The organism is Mucilaginibacter jinjuensis (genome assembly GCF_028596025.1).
GTDB classification, from domain to species: Bacteria; Bacteroidota; Bacteroidia; order Sphingobacteriales; family Sphingobacteriaceae; genus Mucilaginibacter; species Mucilaginibacter jinjuensis.
In genome coordinates this window covers 2,260,003-2,275,438 of record NZ_CP117167.1, presented here as the reverse complement: position 1 = coordinate 2,275,438, position 15,436 = coordinate 2,260,003, and the positions used below count along the sequence as shown (strand labels likewise).

Annotated in this window: 16 protein-coding genes; 3 read left to right on the top strand and 13 right to left on the bottom strand. The window is 43.8% G+C overall.

Annotation, left to right across the window (positions count from 1 at the left end):
- Positions 1–5 precede the first annotated feature (5 nt).
- Entirely contained in the window at positions 6–356 is a 351-nt protein-coding gene (locus PQO05_RS10390; RefSeq protein WP_273632791.1) for a hypothetical protein, read from the top strand.
- Positions 357–696: 340 nt separating this feature from the next.
- A complete protein-coding gene (locus PQO05_RS10385) occupies positions 697–1,842 on the top strand; it encodes a S41 family peptidase (protein WP_273632789.1) in 1,146 nt (381 codons plus the stop codon).
- 185 nt (positions 1,843–2,027) lie between these two features.
- On the opposite strand, the gene mobC is transcribed toward PQO05_RS10385, so the two are convergent.
- The 8 genes from mobC to PQO05_RS10345 all read right to left on the bottom strand — a co-directional run bounded on the left by mobC (position 2,028) and on the right by PQO05_RS10345 (position 9,707).
- On the bottom strand, positions 2,028–3,971 hold the full coding sequence (gene mobC / locus PQO05_RS10380) for a conjugal transfer protein MobC (RefSeq protein WP_273632787.1): 1,944 nt from the start codon (positions 3,969–3,971) through the stop codon (positions 2,028–2,030).
- 442 nt (positions 3,972–4,413) lie between these two features.
- Positions 4,414–5,238 carry a relaxase/mobilization nuclease domain-containing protein gene (locus PQO05_RS10375; protein ID WP_273632784.1) on the bottom strand — a complete coding sequence of 275 codons (825 nt, stop codon included), beginning with the start codon at positions 5,236–5,238 and terminating at the stop codon, positions 4,414–4,416.
- Positions 5,193–5,615 carry a plasmid mobilization protein gene (locus PQO05_RS10370; RefSeq protein ID WP_273632781.1) on the bottom strand — a complete coding sequence of 141 codons (423 nt, stop codon included), beginning with the start codon at positions 5,613–5,615 and terminating at the stop codon, positions 5,193–5,195. The genes PQO05_RS10375 and PQO05_RS10370 overlap by 46 nt, the downstream gene beginning before the upstream one ends.
- 174 nt (positions 5,616–5,789) lie before the next feature.
- Positions 5,790–6,110 (bottom strand): hypothetical protein, encoded by a 321-nt coding sequence (locus PQO05_RS10365; protein WP_273632778.1) that lies wholly within the window; start codon positions 6,108–6,110, stop codon positions 5,790–5,792.
- Entirely contained in the window at positions 6,107–6,436 is a 330-nt protein-coding gene (locus PQO05_RS10360; RefSeq protein ID WP_273632776.1) for a helix-turn-helix domain-containing protein, read from the bottom strand. The genes PQO05_RS10365 and PQO05_RS10360 overlap by 4 nt, the downstream gene beginning before the upstream one ends.
- A 570-nt stretch (positions 6,437–7,006) precedes the next feature.
- Positions 7,007–8,278, bottom strand: coding sequence for an amidohydrolase family protein (locus PQO05_RS10355; RefSeq protein ID WP_273632775.1), 1,272 nt, complete (start codon positions 8,276–8,278; stop codon positions 7,007–7,009).
- Between the two features lie 124 nt (positions 8,279–8,402).
- Entirely contained in the window at positions 8,403–9,332 is a 930-nt protein-coding gene (locus PQO05_RS10350; protein ID WP_273632774.1) for an AraC family transcriptional regulator, read from the bottom strand.
- Between the two features lie 30 nt (positions 9,333–9,362).
- On the bottom strand, positions 9,363–9,707 hold the full coding sequence (locus PQO05_RS10345) for a winged helix-turn-helix transcriptional regulator (RefSeq protein ID WP_273632773.1): 345 nt from the start codon (positions 9,705–9,707) through the stop codon (positions 9,363–9,365).
- A gap of 131 nt (positions 9,708–9,838) precedes the next feature.
- Here PQO05_RS10345 and PQO05_RS10340 point away from each other — a divergent pair, with 131 nt between their 5' ends.
- Positions 9,839–10,597, top strand: a complete 759-nt coding sequence (locus PQO05_RS10340) for an SDR family NAD(P)-dependent oxidoreductase (RefSeq protein WP_273632772.1) — start codon at positions 9,839–9,841, stop codon at positions 10,595–10,597.
- A 48-nt stretch (positions 10,598–10,645) separates the two neighbouring features.
- On the opposite strand, the gene PQO05_RS10335 is transcribed toward PQO05_RS10340, so the two are convergent.
- From PQO05_RS10335 to PQO05_RS10315, 5 genes are all read right to left on the bottom strand, one after another.
- The gene (locus PQO05_RS10335; RefSeq protein WP_273632770.1) at positions 10,646–11,560 is read right to left on the bottom strand and encodes a helix-turn-helix domain-containing protein; all 915 of its coding nucleotides are present in this window, start codon (positions 11,558–11,560) and stop codon (positions 10,646–10,648) included.
- Positions 11,547–12,713, bottom strand: a complete 1,167-nt coding sequence (locus PQO05_RS10330) for an alkene reductase (protein ID WP_273632768.1) — start codon at positions 12,711–12,713, stop codon at positions 11,547–11,549. The genes PQO05_RS10335 and PQO05_RS10330 overlap by 14 nt, the downstream gene beginning before the upstream one ends.
- Entirely contained in the window at positions 12,710–13,558 is an 849-nt protein-coding gene (locus PQO05_RS10325; RefSeq protein ID WP_273632766.1) for an SDR family NAD(P)-dependent oxidoreductase, read from the bottom strand. The genes PQO05_RS10330 and PQO05_RS10325 overlap by 4 nt, the downstream gene beginning before the upstream one ends.
- A gap of 104 nt (positions 13,559–13,662) precedes the next feature.
- Positions 13,663–14,583, bottom strand: coding sequence for a helix-turn-helix domain-containing protein (locus tag PQO05_RS10320; protein ID WP_273632764.1), 921 nt, complete (start codon positions 14,581–14,583; stop codon positions 13,663–13,665).
- Between the two features lie 41 nt (positions 14,584–14,624).
- On the bottom strand, positions 14,625–15,428 hold the full coding sequence (locus PQO05_RS10315) for an SDR family oxidoreductase (RefSeq protein ID WP_273632762.1): 804 nt from the start codon (positions 15,426–15,428) through the stop codon (positions 14,625–14,627).
- Positions 15,429–15,436 lie beyond the last annotated feature (8 nt).

Sequence of the window (15,436 nt, the reverse complement as noted above, 5' to 3'; positions counted from 1 at the left end):
TAACAATGAAAGTGCAGGTAAAAGAAAAAACACTGCGATTAAAAAACGCAACAGTTTATCTAAGAGTTGCTATTATTGGCGCGGCATGGGCCGCTGTTCGTATGAAAGATTCTTACTGGCATGCCTTATTTGATAAGTTGCGTAAGCGGGTGAAAGCGCAGAAAGCGATTGTTGCTGTTGCAAGGAGATTACTTAAAGTGGTTTATAAAACACTGCAAACATTAACTGTTTACCAGGAAAAGGGGATTGCTCACTTTGTTGATTTGCAAGCCAAAGCGAATTTGTATCATAAAGCACGCCTATCATGGACTTCGGCCAGCGACCATCGAAGAACACTAAAAGCACGGAAAAGGTAATAGAGTAAAAGTCTGAAACCTAAGCTGCCAAATCTGTAGATAGCATCCAGGCTTGTTCCATGAGAACGCAGAGGAAAATTATTTTTATATGTATATCGGGGCTTATGGCTGTGGGATTACATGAACAAATTATTTGGCCGAACACACATATTCTAATTAGATTGCAACGAATTGCCATCTTGAATAAGGCAGAATCTTTTTATTTTAATGTTATAATTACCTTAAGCAAAATTCCGAATAACGCCGCATTCTCTTAACATATCTATACCATGATTGTAAAAAACCTTACCTTTTTATTATTATTTTATTCTGTTTGCCTAATATATTAAAGGCACAAGCTATGCGCGACACTGTAAGTCGTGAGGATAAATTGTATGCGCTTTCGATGATATGGAAGGAAGCTGATTATAACTTTGTTTTCTTTGATAAACAACCTAATTTAAACTGGGATAATCTTTATGTTGCCTATATTCCTAAAATATTAGCTACTAAAAATGTTTATGAATATTTCAAAGTGCTTCAGAGCTTCATAGGCAATCTAAAAGACGGCCACACTTTGGTGTCGACACCACAGGCGTTTCGGAATGATATTGATTCGCCACCGGTTTTCTACGTTGAGCATAACGGGAAACGTTATGTAAGTGCGGTTAACGAAACATTGAAAGAACAAGTGCCCATTGGTGCGGAAATAGTAAAGCTCGATGGTAAAACCAGGGACGATCTTTATTTGAATAACGAATGGAATGGTTTTAAAAATACGCCAATTGAACTGACGTTACTTTCACCGAATGGAAAAGAGTCGAAAATTTTAGTAAACCGAGATGTTAATATTCTCGGTCGGAGTAATAAGCTGAAAATGGTTCCGGTGGAAACGTCATCGGCAACAAAAGATTTTGAATATAAATCTTTATCACCGACGGTGGCGATAGTTACCTTAAACACATTTAACGATCCAAAAGTTATCAATGATTTCAGGCAAGTCTTGCCCGAAATCAGGAAACATCAAAACCTGATATTAGATATACGACGGAATCAGGGCGGGAATGATGCCTATGCCATTGAAATGGCAAAATACCTAACAGATAGACCATTTATCGTAGGATCAATGTGGAGGGCGCGAACCAATAATTCAGCTAATAAAGCCTGGGCCAGCTCAAATAAACTACTTGGGAAAACCGATACCCTTACTGAATATCTAACGAGGAATAGTTGGGATAAACATCCGGGAGATACAATTAATATATCCGATACCGTACGGCGGTTAAAAATGCAGATTTATGTGCTCACTTCTAAAAACACATTCTCTGCTGCCGAGGATTTCTTGATTTATTTGAACGGCAGTAAGAACATTACCCGTGTGGCCAAAATTCAGCTGGGAGTTCCGGCCAACCAATGTTTTTCAAGATACCAAAAGGATTTACGGTACGGATCTGCTCCAAGCTTGATGCATTCCCCGATGGCACAGATTTTATCGGGATCGGTGTAAAACCGGATGTTTACGTGGAGCCATTTTTTAGTTTAACCGGCGAAAAGAAGGATGTTGAACTTGATAAAACATTGGCACTAATAGCCGCAAAGAAGCATTAAATCTAAGTTTATAATTTAAACGAATATCGGGGAAATTACGTGGTTTATAAGTTCTATTTTTACAGGAAACGCATTTATTATAACCTAACCAATCCTGGTCTTAGCCAACACAGTAGCTATGATGGCTTTTATGTCGTCCTTGATTTGCTGGTAGTTGATTAAAATCTCGGCCGGATCAATATTCCTGATCAAAGGTATGGGCAAGTAAGAAGATTCCTCTTTCCTTATTGCATCGTGATCGTTTTGAATTTCATTATGAAATGTCTTTAACGGAATTTTATTATCAGGATCGTCGGCAACCATGCCTACAAATTCGCCAGAGGATAATGATGCAATTTTAGATGCAGGGACAGCATAATCCAGTTGAGTTGATTTACTGATGGATGTATCCTGGCTATTAATTGAAATACTTTCTTTTTCCTGATTGATTTTGCCGAAACGTTCGGATAATTGTTTAGCCGTATCACCCGTAACCTGTCCAACAATAATGTTACCTACAATATTTAAAATCACCTCCGCCTGCTCCCGCCCATAATCCTTTTTTAGCTGGCTGTAATCCTGGACGGCTAAGGTAACGGCAACTTTATTCGATCGCGCTGTGGCTATAAGGCTATCAATACCATTAAAATAAATGGTTGGAAACTCATCAAAGATCATACTGCACTTTTGCTGATTTTTACGATTAACCAGCTTATTTATTCTGTTGATGTACAGAGACAATACTGCTCCATAAACCTGCGATTTTTGCGGGTTGTTGGCAAGACAAACGACTTTAGGTTCATCCGGATTATTAATATCCAACGAGAAATCATTGCCGCTCAATACGTAATAAAGTTGCGGCGAGGACAAACGTGCCAGGCTTATTTTGGCACTTGCAATTTGTCCTTCTAATTGTTCATACGCCTCATTTTGCCAGGCAGAAACAAAGGGGTTAATCAGCACCTCTATTTCAGGTTCCTGTAATAACACTTCAAAAAGGTCTTCATAATCTACCTGCGCCAATTCGATCACATGAGGCAAAGTACAGTATCGCCCATTCTCATATTTCTTCAAAAACCACATGATCGCCGTAATAAAGTTAATTGGGGATTCGACAAAGAAATCGCCTTGTTTCTTTATCCACTCGCGGTTAAGGCCGAGCATGATCGTACGGCTTGAATCAATCGCATCAGTAATATCAATCATCGTATGGGGTTCTAAAGGATTAGCGCGGTGCATAATTTTTTCCAAGTTAATAATGTACTGATTTGGTTTTACGGGAAACAAATGGGCGTATCTCAGAAGCGCATTGTAAACGATTTTGGACAAATCATCATATTTAAAATCATATACCAACATGGTGAATCCCTTTTGTATATGTTGTGTAATGAAATGACGGATGACGAAATATGACTTACCCGAACCTGGGCTACCGCCAATTAGTGTACCCCTGAAAGGATTGATAATGTTTATCCAGCTATTGCGGCTTTTGCCTTTCAGATTATAAACTGCCGGTAAATTGATCGAGTATTCATTTTCTAACAGCCTTTCTTCCTGTGGGAACGATTCATTTTCCCTATTGAAAATATCCTTACCCAAATTGATTTTCAACATTCTGAAAAGCAGGCTTACCCCTGAAAGAATCAGCATATAACCAATGATTGTTACGCCTACATACAATATGGCTATTGTGGTTGCAGGGCAATGTATTGTAAGAAACAGCGTACTGATAAAGTACGTTATTGACCCTACAGTGCAATAAATAAAAATCCTGCTGGCCTTTATGGATTCATCCTTTTTTCCTTTGCTGCCAACAAGTGAAATCATCAAAAGAATTAGCGCTGCTAATTTCACATAAAGCACTTTAGCGAATACTTCCATCTTCGATAGCGGCAATAAAATGTGATTTACGACTGGCTTGGTCAAGCCTAAAATTTGAAAAGCCGGATAGCAGCTTAGATAAAAATGTATGATTAAAATAGCAATGCTTAGTAGCCGTGTAAAGTCAATTATCTTTCTTAGGGCTTGCTCGTTTTCACCAGTTTGCATGATGTTAAATGTTAAAGTGAATGACCTTTTCTTTTTTTCTTGCGCTTATTCTGTCGAAGCCTTCCTATGGCAGCCATGTCTTGTTGTTCTTCTTTGAATAGTATGCTTAACAATGAATCCCCATCGGCTGAAGTTGTAACTGAACCTGAAATATTGTCAGGAAATTTTGAAGCCTCGCTAACATTCTTTACCGGTTTGGGATCGATTTGATTGTGGCCAATATCCTCATGTTTAAACCAATTTATCAGTGTAGCAGCACTGTAATTTTTGCCTAAATCACTGCCGTTAAATACTGCCTTTGACCCATGATCTACGAACGTTATCCCATATAAACGGCTTTCTTCATTCTGCCGGAAAATGACCTGAATGCCATCATCTTTTAATTTTTTTTGAAACGCATTTTTGGAAACCGGCGCTAATAGTACCTTGTCAATCTTAGTTTTTACCTTCTCTTTAAGAGTTTTCGCAATACTTCATTTAATCGAAATCGATCTTCGAGCGCCTTCATAGTTGGCTTGCCATAGATACTGCTGGCCTTGATTGGCACCCCAAGTTTGTTTCCTTTTGCATCAAGCGCCCAATAAACCAAGCCGTTTTTTTCATACATTCTTGAATCTTTGGAGCCGCGATCAGCGGTAATATTATATTGATTGAGTACGGCGTTCAGTTCAGGAATGCTGGTAAATTTGTAGGCTTTAACTATTTCATTCACTACATTGGTGATTGATCTTTTAAGTTCTGACTTACCATAATCAACCTGTTGCAATGGCTTAGATAATACGGTTTGCTGCTTACCCTGGTCTTCTGCCTTCACCAAATTGTAAGTCATTTCAACTTGTTTTCGGGCACTTTCGGAGGCCCTGTTCGCAAGTAAATGAAAACTGATACGTTTTCCGTCCGGTTCGATATTAGTGGTAACAATATGCAGGTGAGGGTGTCCGGCATCATGATGCTGGTAAACCAAATAAGGCTGTTTACCAAAACCTAAACCATCCATATAGTCATCGGCAATTTGCTGTAGTATATTTCTCTCCAAATTTTCGCTCACCGCAAAATTTAACGAAACGTGCAACGCGTTTACGAGTGTCCGCTCGTTCCGATTTGTTAGGTCTTGCAGCCTTTGCAGCTTATCCGTAAACGTTAAGTTGGCCGGATCTTTAAGGTAGCCTTGCGCTGAAATCAGTTCTGCTTTGCCCACCCTTACTTTATGTTCATTGTAATTTATTGCTCCGCTGACGCTTCTGCCGGTTTTAATTTTTGCGACCATACATCCGAAAAACTTAACATACGTTCTTTAATCTGACCGATTGCCGGATCGACCTTGCTGCCAATAATAGAAAGCAGATTTAACCATAATCGGTTATCCGCATTTCCGTGCGCACTATTAATTTGTCGAACTGCCTGGTTCAGATTATTACCTATTGCATTCAACTCCTTTCTGAGCAATGCAAGTTCTTCCAGCATTTCATCCATTGATTTATCACGATGTACTACAACTATAGGCTTGCCCAATAAAATACTCCTGCAATACTCACTGAGTTTATTAAACCGGGTCTTTTTGAAGGCGGAATAAATGGACTGGTACTCGGCAGGTTTGAGCCTTGTCAGCAAAGTTTTTGATCTGTTATCACCCTGATTTTCCATATTTCTTATCTTATAAAATCTGACTTCGGAAGGTTTTCCAATGGCCCCGGACTGACTTTGGAAGAGAGGGCAAGATTTCGTTTGTAATACAAACGTTTATCTTGCTGATTGCTCATAAATGCAATCTCATCCTTTTTCAAAGTCTTCGATTTGGATCAGTTTAACATCAGTCACTTAGAACGACTCACTATAAAATGGAGACATCCTGAACCTGTGTTTTACTTCCTGCCGGTAGTTATAGATCCATTCAGCAGCACAAACTTTCCAGTTAATTATCGGTTGGCCGAAGACACTTTTCCAATCCCGCAATTCATGCTCGTTATAGAAATCGGAGGCATTGTCCAGCAGGCCTTTTTGGTCAAAGTAAATTTCGATACTAGCGAGAGTTGGTGGAACTGAAGTGCCGAATCCGTCATCATTTATGATCGCTATTTTATGGTGATTCCTTAGCGGTTTATCGATTGGAGGAACGATACGTTTTGCTTTTCGTTTCATACCATTTTCATTTGATCGTTCAACTTACCAGAGTTCATGAGCGCCTCGATTTCTTCGAGATTGTAATAAGTTATACCTCCCAACTTTTTGAAAGGTATTAAGCCTTTATCCCGGAGATATTGGAGCTTACTTTCAGACAGGCGTAACATCTTTTTGATCTCAAAAGCTTTGAGCCATTGGTGTCCAGGATGACCGGTATGTTCCTTCAATAGCTTTTTGATGTCAACGATCAGCAGTTGTTTGAAATCAATCAGGTCCTGCACTGTTATCAGTTGATCGCGACGGACTTTCGGGAAGTCATTTTGAGTTTCATTGTTATTTACCATAACTTAAAATTTAGCACAGCAAATGTGAGGAAGGGAAAAATATTTTTTTCACACCTCATGTAAGGGGTAGGTGTTTTTTTTACCTTTAGAACTTTTATAGCAATAATATTTCAGGGACTAAGGGTTCGAATCCCTAACTCTCCTATCCTAATTTGAGTTTATCGCAGGTGGGGCCGCCTAAATAAATAACATTAAAACCGCTTTTCATTGCTCACTGATTTATTGTTCAACCTTCAGATGATGTCGCCTTAACAGCTTAATCAAACAGAAAGCAATATTACGGTGGCAGGCGTCCTTAAAAAATTAACAAAAGATAAGTCGGATTGATTGTTATTTCATGAATGAAAAGGCTGTAGCACTGCACAGTCATTTTAAATATAAATTATTGTAAGTCATTAATTTAAGTTAATTTTAGTTAATGAGTTGATATCGAAGCTAACTTTGAGAAACCTACCTCTTACCAATTCGATCACACGCCTATTTATTGGGTTGACTCTCTATTTGATTTATTTAAAAATTGGAACCCAGCTCTAAAAATTCTGTAAAGTTATTTGAAAACTGTGTTTCCAATTACTTCATTCGATTGAAATCGTTTTGTTTTTCTAGTAAATATTGCACAGATGATTGTGCTCTTTCCTTTAAATAATCCAAATCGGCACCGATCAGTTTTCCATCAGATTTGAGGATTTTCCCATTCACCATGACTGTATCCACGTTGCTTCTGTCGGCTGCATGCACCACGGTACCAATGGCGTCATTGGATGGAAACAAGTTGATCGCATTCGTATCGATCAGAATGAGGTCAGCGGCTTTACCTGGTGTGATACTGCCTGCGACTTGGCCAAAGCCGGCGATCTCGGCCCCGTGGAGCGTAGCAGCTTCCAGCAAGGCTTTGGAGGTCACCGGCGCCGGCGCCTTAGCATCGCCATTATATTTTCGATTTTGCGCAAATGCCCTTTGTAAGGCAAATGCTACACGCATTTCCGTAAACATATCCCCGCCATAGGCGGTCTCCAGGTCAGTACCGATACCGGGACGCATCCCGTGGTCGATAGCATGCTGATAGGCGAAAACTCCTTCTTCCAGCCCATATTGGGCATCCGAACGAGGGTCGACCGTGACCTTAACACCGCAATCGGCCATGATCTTCCATGCTTCAGGTGTTAAGCCGGTACAATGATTAAAGATATTGTCCGGCCCAAGTTTGCCTTCCGCTTGCAGGCCTTTCAAAGAAGCAGATAGTTCTTTACCTAGGAATTCAGTGATCATCGGAACACCCAGGTGGCGCGCCACGTCCCAGCCATTCGTGCTGATATGGGTAAAAACACCCATTTTGATCAGCCCTTCTGAAGAAAACCTTTTCTTGTATAAGCGTTCTAGACCTGCCGGCCAAAATGATTGTTCCCATTCTCCGCCAAGCGGAAATGCCGGTGCATAGAGCGCCCGGATGCCCGTTGCTTCCAAAGCATCCAGCGCAGCCTCGGCGTGCTCATAACTACGGGTGTTGTGGGAGGCGTCGATCATCCCGGTGATCCCATGGTCTATGGCGCTCCACGCGGTCAGTAAATTACCGATAAGAATATCTTCCGGACGATAATGCAGGGCAAGCCCGAAATGTATTTCTTCTACGTAGCTCATCAGATCGCTGACGTCTGGCATCAGGCGGCGCAAACTACCCTGCCAGGCATGACGGTGGGCATCGGTAAAACCGGGTGAAAGGATCATGCCCTCCGCTTGGATAACTTGCGCATTTTCGATATTTATTTCGGTTTCAACAGCTTTGATCTTGGTGCCTTCGATTAAGACATCGCCCGAAGGAAGGTTGCCGATGTTCTTGTCCATGGAAAGGATGGTCGCTCCCGTTATTAAAATTCGCTGATTCGCTAAAGACATCATATATTTTTTCACAAAATTATGCCGTTCAGCGAGGGGCTTTTAATACGCCCTACGGAATTTTTGGTACAATCTACGGATTTTGTCCCCGGACCTTGGAGGGCGTCGTTTGCAGTTGTTTTTTATAAAAGCGCGTAAAATAGGACAGGTCGTTAAATCCTAACCGGTCCGCGATCTCCCCCACCCGCCATTGGGTCTGTTGCAGCAGGTTAGTCGCGTGCCCAGCCAGCTCCTGGTGAAGAAACTGCCCGACAGATTTACCCATGATGAGCTTGACCATGTCATTCAGATGATTAGGGGTTACATTCAGCCTCTCGGCATAAGTGTTCAGCGAAGGTAAACGCTGTATTTCCCCGTTCAATAGTTGTTCAAAATCTCCCCTGCAATGCTTGACGAAATCGCTAGCCAGGACAACAGCCGCCCTACTTTTGGGCAGAATATGTTTAGACGTGTCCGGATAAAGTGCCGCCGCCTTCCGAACCAATAAGTGCAGCTGAACCCTCATCAATTCAACGTCAACGCCGGATGGCGTCTGCATTTCTGCAAACATTTCTTCCATCAGTCCGGAAAAATAAGCCATTTGCTCTGCAGTCAGGGAAATGATCAAGTTGCCAGCTAAGCCTGTCTGGCTAAGCCAGCTTTTATTCTCCTGACCCGTGGTAAAAAAGTCCTCGGAGAAAGTACAGCAAAAACCCTCTTGATAGGCAGTTTGGGAATGCCATGACGTTAGCGTCAGCGGTGGGATCAGGCAAAGTGTATTTTCTTTTAACTGAAATACTTCAGCGCCGAAGTTGTAGATTCCAGCTCCTTTACGGATAAGGCATACCAGGTAGTTTTCTAAAACATGAGGCTCTACGGCATTTTTACAACTCCGGAAATGATCGTCTGTACGGATCACCGAAATGCCCTTAAGTCGTTCATTTTCAAGCAGCATCTGCTTATGCTCGCCGGTGAAATAAGCCTCCGGCAAGTTTTTTATCCGAAATGTTTTTTGGTGTTCCATAGCTATAAGTAATGGCGGCTGTAATGGAATTCAAACAATATTTAATTGTAAGGTTCCTTTATGCTCCTCGCCCCAGGTGCCCAGGTCAATAATAAACGGAATGAGGCTTTTTCCCAGATCTGTAAGAAAATATTCCACCCGTGGCGGCTTCTCTTCGTAATCTTGTTTGCTAACCAAACCGTGGCCGATCAGTTGATTCAACTGAATATTGATCACTCTCCGGCTGATACCGGGCAAAGCCCGCTCCATCGCGCTTGGGCGTGTAATGCCCTCATGCAGACAATACAGCAGCATAAACTTCCATTTACCATTCACCACTTGCCGGACCAGTTCAAATCCGCATCCCAATGTCAGCGGAATCTTCCTTTCATACATATCATCCCGATTAAATGCAAAATTACCGATCTTTTCGGCCTGCTCCTATAGGGAATAATTATTCCCTATGAATAATTATTCCGGGATTGTCAGGCACCGGTACCTCATTTAGCTTTGCCAAAAAAAAACCTATGAACACAGATCGGACTTTAAAAGATAAGGTAGCGCTCGTAACCGGCGCCTCTAAAGGCATTGGTGCCGGGATCGCACTGGAACTGGCCCGGGCGGGCGCAAATGTGGTGATCAATTATGCCACAAGTCCAAAAGACGCTGATAAAGTGGCTGAACAGGTAAGAGGGCTTGACGTCAAATGCCTGACCGTAAAAGCGGATATATCAAAAAAAGACCAGGTCAGCGAAATGTTCCGGGCCGGTATTGCCGCATTTGGCCGTATTGATATCCTGGTTAATAATGCCGGGGTCTATGATTATCCCCTTATAGCCGATGTTACCGAAGACGGGTATCGAAAAATGTTTGACATTAATGTCTTAGGACCTTTGCTGACCACTCAGGAAGCCGTAAAATATATGGAGCAAAGCGGTGGAAGTATTATCAATATCAGTTCCCTGGCCGCGCGCAAAACCGTGCAAGGCGCATCGCTGTACGCTGCAACCAAAGCTGCATTGAATGAAATCACAAAAGTAACCGCTCAAGAAGTTGGAAGCAAAGGCATCAGGGTGAATGCAATCCTACCCGGGTACGTAGATACCGAGGGCGCGCGTGCAATGGGAGAAGCAGCAGAGCTCTGGGCCAAACAATTAGTGGCAGCTACGCCGCTCGGCCGTGGCGGACTTCCGTCAGATATCGGAAAGGTGGCCGTTTTCCTGGCTTCAGAGAGCAGTTCCTGGATCACAGGAGAGTTAATCGCGGTATCCGGAGGTTTGTTATAAAAGTTATAACTTTAAATACCACTCGAACTTGTTAATTAGCAGTGATCCTCAGTTAAATGACTGACGAAATTCTGTGGGTGAGTAATTCGTTTTATTTTTAAATAGTTTATTGAACGACTGCGGGTAATCAAACCCTAAGTGAAAAGCGACCTCACTTACAGATAAGGATGTCGTCGATAACAATTCTTTGGCTTTGTCGATCAGTTTGGCATGAATATGCTGCTGCGTGGTTTGTCCCGTAAAGCTGCGCAGCATATCGCTCAGGTAGTTTGGCGAAAGATGCAGTTCGTCCGCAATGTACTGGACTGTTGGTAACCCGGAACTCAGGCGTTCCGGGTCGTTAAAATAATTATTCAGCAATTTTTCTAGGCGGGTCAGGATCTCGCTATTCTGTGGTTTCCGGGTAATAAATTGCCGGTTATAGAAACGGTTGCAATACTGCAACAGTAATTCGATCTGCGCGACGATCACGTCCTGGCTGTAATGGTCGATATTAGATTGGTATTCAAGAGCTATCTTATCCATGATCCCTTCTATGGTAGCCTCTTCCTGTTCCGATAAATGCAGTGCCTCACTTAATTCATAGGAAAAGAAACCATAATTACCGATAGTTTTAGCAAGCGGGTAGCCCAGCAAATAGCCGGCGTGAAAGACCAGGCAAATGCCTTCTTTAGCGGCATCGTCGCCCCTGGGATGGGACATGATCTGCTTGGGCGACAAAAAGGTCATTACGCCCGACCCGAAGTCATAATAATGCTGGCCATAAACGCATTTTCCCTTAAAGTTTTTCTTAATGGAAATACAATAAAAGTCGAACATAAAAAGCTCGGGCAGACTTTCTTTGATGACCGTGTCTTCGAACCGGTAAACGCTCACCAGGGGATGCCGGGGTTTGGGCAAACTCCAGAAATGATGTTCTTCGGCGATAGACTTGATGAGATAGGGTGCCTTATGCGCTTTCATATGATAAAGTTAAGGCTTTTTGCGCGGATGTAAGACTGACCGGCGGGTAGTCAATATATCCGGACGCACCGCCGGTATAATAAGTTTTCCTGTTGGCTACATTAAGCGGCTGATCTTCGCGAATGCGCCTGACCAGGTCGGGGTTGGCAATAAAAGGCTGACCGAAACCCGCCAGATCGATCACGCCGTCGCGGATCATTTCAACAGCCTTGCTGGTCGTCAGGCTACCGTCAAAGATCAGCGCTAAGGCTGGTGAATCTTTTCGCCATTGGATGAGCAATCGCCTGATCGCCTCACTCGTAGGTTCTGCGCCATCAGGCATGGTGAAAAAACCGGATTGATCCATGACATGGATATAGGCGGTCCTCCGGTCACCTAAGGCCTTTCCTGCCGCTAAGTATGTGTCCTCAATATCATCAAAATGCGGACAATCATTTAATGTTCCATAAGGTGAAAGGCGGACGCCTACCCGTTCCGGCCCGATGGCAGCCGACACCGCATCCACCGTTTCCAGTAAAAAACGCAGGCGGTTCTCCAGCGTTATAGCTGAATACTGGTCTGTCCGGTCATTGATCATTGGATTAAGGAACTGGTCGAAGAGATAACCGTTGGCAGCGTGCAATTCAATGCCGTCAAAACCCGCTTCCATCGCATTTTTTGCAGCTTGTACAAAATCGCCGGTGATCCTTTTGATCTCCGCGGTTGCCAATGCGCGCGGAACGGATGACTGAACGAAGCCAGGCTGGCCATTGTCATCCCAGCCGAAAGCGTTCGAAGACCTGGCTACACGGTTCGTGGAACTTACGGGCTGACGCCCGTTTTCCTGAATGGACGTATGGGATATGCGTCCGACATGCCATAGCTGCAAAAAGATCCTGCCGCCGACGCTTTTAACGGAGTCGGTCACTAAACGCCAGCCGGCGACTTGCTCAGGTGTGTATATGCCGGGATTAAAAAGGTAGCCCTGTCCTTCATTGGAGATGGGCGACCCTTCGGCAATGATGAGCCCGGCCGTAGCACGCTGCGTATAATAAAGCGCCATCTGTTCGGTGGCAATATCCTGTGGGGCACGAACGCGGGTCATCGGCGGCATCACGATCCGGTTAGGAAGCTCAAGCCCTGACAGTTCGAAAGGTGTGAATAGCTCTTTCATGACCGGTTTTCTTTAAAGTCTGTAGATACACTTATGGCCTCCCAGGCCGAGATTTCGTCCTGTAACCGTTGCAGCTGGCTGTTGACAATTCTCACCGCGTCACTGCCCATCAAAACGTGTACTGGTGGCTGGTCAGTATTGAAGACTTTGATAAATATATCCGGCGCCTTCTTCGGATCGCCAAGTTGTTTGCCATGCTGATTTTCATCCAGCCATTGTTTATGCTGGTGGATGTGTTCATAGTCAGCTATTGCTGGGTCAGCATAATGGACAGAACCTTTTCCAAGGAAATTGGTACGAAATGGTCCTGGAGCAATCGCTGTAACCTTTATACCCAAGGGTAATAATTCTCCTGCTAATGCATCGCTTAAACCTTCGATCGCATACTTCGAACTGTTGTAAACCGATGCACCGCTATCGCCTTTCCAGCCGGCAATGGAAGTTACGTTCATAATATGCCCCGAACCTTGGCGACGCAGCTGCGGCAAAGCCTGGCGGATGACATTAATGGTCGCAAATACATTAACCTCAAATTCGGTTTTGATCTCCTTAAGAGATAATTCCTCCAGCGCGCCCAGCATGCCGAAACCGGCATTATTGACCACCGCATCCAAGCGCCCGAATTTTTCAACAGTTCTTGAGATCGCTTCGGTAACGGACTGCTCGCTGGCCAGATCCACTTCGAGCGGCAAAAACCCGGGCAGGTCGCCGACATTTTCCTTTAGTTCATTTATCTTGCGGGTCGTGGCCGCGACCTTGTAACCTTCGGCTAATAACCTTTTTACTAAAACAAGCCCGATACCTTGCGATGCGCCGGTAACGAACCATACTTGCTGATCGTTCATAACTTTAATTTTTGGATGACACAAAGTTCTGCAGGTACGGGATGGCTTTCTTATCCAAACCTCTGAAAGGCTTATCCAAAATCCGGAAAGCTTTGAAGCTCATTTTAATTCATTGAAGGTTTCTCTTTGAACGCGACGGGGGTCAGGCTGGTCTTATTCTTAAAAAGCTTGTTAAAGGATTGCGGATATTCGAATCCCAGCTTAAAGGCTATTTCCGCTACGGTCAGGTTCGTTGCAGACAAATATTCTTTAGCTTTTTCGATCAGTTTTTCATGAATATGCTGCTGGGCGCTCTGGCCGGTGATACTGCGTAACAGATCGCTCAGGTAACGCGGCGACAAATTTATTTTGGAGGCCAGGAACTCAACGGTCGGCAGGCCAGAAGTTAAGCCCCGCTCGTTGATAAAATAATCATCCAGGATCGTTTCCAGTTGCGTTAACAGGTCATGGTTTGCCGTCCGTCGCGTAATAAACTGCCGTTTGTAAAACCGGTTGCTGTAATTCAACAGCGTTTCCAGGTGGGAGATCACAATATCCTGGCTAAAATCATCGATGGTATTTTCCAGTTCTATTTTGATATTTTCAAACAGGCCGAGTATAATGGCTTTTTCCTTTTCCGACAGATGCAGGGCTTCGTTGCTGTCGTAAGCGAAAAAGCCAAAACGTTTGATATGCTTACCTAATGGGTAATTTCTTAAGAAATCAGGGTGGAACAGCAGGGATATACCAAAGTATTCGGTATCGCGGGAAGTGGCGACCACCTGAGACGGGGCGACGAAAGTCATCGTCCCGTCGTCAAAATCATAATAGCTTTGCCCGTAACCGGTGCGTCCTTTTGTTCTCTTTTTAAAAGATATGCTGTAAAAATCAAACAGGAAATCGGTTGGCAGCTGTTTTTTATTGACTGCGACCTGGGTGTTATCAAAAACACTAACCAGCGGGTGCAGGGGTTTAGGCAGCTCCAGCGTACGATGCAATTCGATGATGGAAGTAAAACGATATGGTGGTGTGACTGCTTTTTTCACGGCTAACTCATCTGATTTAAAATTATGGATTAAAATCTGACCTACTCCCTCATGAGCCTTAAAAATTCTGCTTCGCTGTTTTTTTGTTTCAGGTCGATGTAAAAGGCAGCGTCATCGCCCACAATATAGCGAAGCCGGGAGGTATCATCCGTCGCTGCCAGGTAAATAGTTTCCGCAACGTCTGAGGCGGATGCTTTCGCCAAATGCGCTGTACGTTTCGCATAACGACTCATCAGCAGGCTTAATTCCGGATCGTAGTCAGGAATTCCATTTCGGATCATTTTCATACCCTCCCTGAAGTTTGTCGCTACACTGCCGGGCTCTATGATCTTTACAGCAATGCCCAGGGGCGCCAGTTCATGAGATAAAGCTTCCGAAAAACCTTCGACTGCAAATTTAGAGCTGTTATACAGACTGGAGAACTGTCCGGCAGTGATTCCCCCGAAAGAGGAGATATTGATAACAACGCCCTGCTTTTGTAAACGCATGGCCGGCAGCACGGCTTTGGTGACACTCATCAAGCCAAAAACGTTGACGTCATATTGTTTTTTTATCTGTTCAGCAGTGGCCGATTCGAATACGCCGATCAGGCCGTAACCGGCATTATTCAGCAAAACATCGATCTGTCCGAACCTTTCCATTGCCTTGCCTACCGCCTGGGCTATACTGGCCTGATCCGTCACATCCAGCGGAAGGATCATGGTTTTTGGCAGAGCGGCTAATTCTGTTTCCTTTTCTGGCGAGCGCATGGTGGCCACCACATTCCAGCCCTTGCGCTGAAATAACAATGCGGTTTCTTTTCCAAAACCTGAAGATGCTCCTGTAATGAATATGGTATTTTTCATGATGTAAG

What these genes read in the sequence shown, in the direction of transcription:
- PQO05_RS10330 (WP_273632768.1), bottom strand. Translation starts at nt 12,713, where the DNA reads ATGAAAGAGCTATTCACACCTTTCGAACTGTCAGGGCTTGAGCTTCCT.
- PQO05_RS10365 (WP_273632778.1), bottom strand. Translation starts at nt 6,110, where the DNA reads ATGAAACGAAAAGCAAAACGTATCGTTCCTCCAATCGATAAACCGCTA.
- PQO05_RS10360 (WP_273632776.1), bottom strand. Translation starts at nt 6,436, where the DNA reads ATGGTAAATAACAATGAAACTCAAAATGACTTCCCGAAAGTCCGTCGC.
- PQO05_RS10335 (WP_273632770.1), bottom strand. Translation starts at nt 11,560, where the DNA reads ATGAAAGCGCATAAGGCACCCTATCTCATCAAGTCTATCGCCGAAGAA.
- PQO05_RS10375 (WP_273632784.1), bottom strand. Translation starts at nt 5,238, where the DNA reads ATGGTCGCAAAAATTAAAACCGGCAGAAGCGTCAGCGGAGCAATAAAT.
- PQO05_RS10340 (WP_273632772.1), top strand. Translation starts at nt 9,839, where the DNA reads ATGAACACAGATCGGACTTTAAAAGATAAGGTAGCGCTCGTAACCGGC.
- PQO05_RS10325 (WP_273632766.1), bottom strand. Translation starts at nt 13,558, where the DNA reads ATGAACGATCAGCAAGTATGGTTCGTTACCGGCGCATCGCAAGGTATC.
- PQO05_RS10390 (WP_273632791.1), top strand. Translation starts at nt 6, where the DNA reads ATGAAAGTGCAGGTAAAAGAAAAAACACTGCGATTAAAAAACGCAACA.
- PQO05_RS10350 (WP_273632774.1), bottom strand. Translation starts at nt 9,332, where the DNA reads ATGGAACACCAAAAAACATTTCGGATAAAAAACTTGCCGGAGGCTTAT.
- mobC (WP_273632787.1), bottom strand. Translation starts at nt 3,971, where the DNA reads ATGCAAACTGGTGAAAACGAGCAAGCCCTAAGAAAGATAATTGACTTT.
- PQO05_RS10370 (WP_273632781.1), bottom strand. Translation starts at nt 5,615, where the DNA reads ATGGAAAATCAGGGTGATAACAGATCAAAAACTTTGCTGACAAGGCTC.
- PQO05_RS10315 (WP_273632762.1), bottom strand. Translation starts at nt 15,428, where the DNA reads ATGAAAAATACCATATTCATTACAGGAGCATCTTCAGGTTTTGGAAAA.
- PQO05_RS10385 (WP_273632789.1), top strand. Translation starts at nt 697, where the DNA reads ATGCGCGACACTGTAAGTCGTGAGGATAAATTGTATGCGCTTTCGATG.
- PQO05_RS10355 (WP_273632775.1), bottom strand. Translation starts at nt 8,278, where the DNA reads ATGGACAAGAACATCGGCAACCTTCCTTCGGGCGATGTCTTAATCGAA.
- PQO05_RS10345 (WP_273632773.1), bottom strand. Translation starts at nt 9,707, where the DNA reads ATGTATGAAAGGAAGATTCCGCTGACATTGGGATGCGGATTTGAACTG.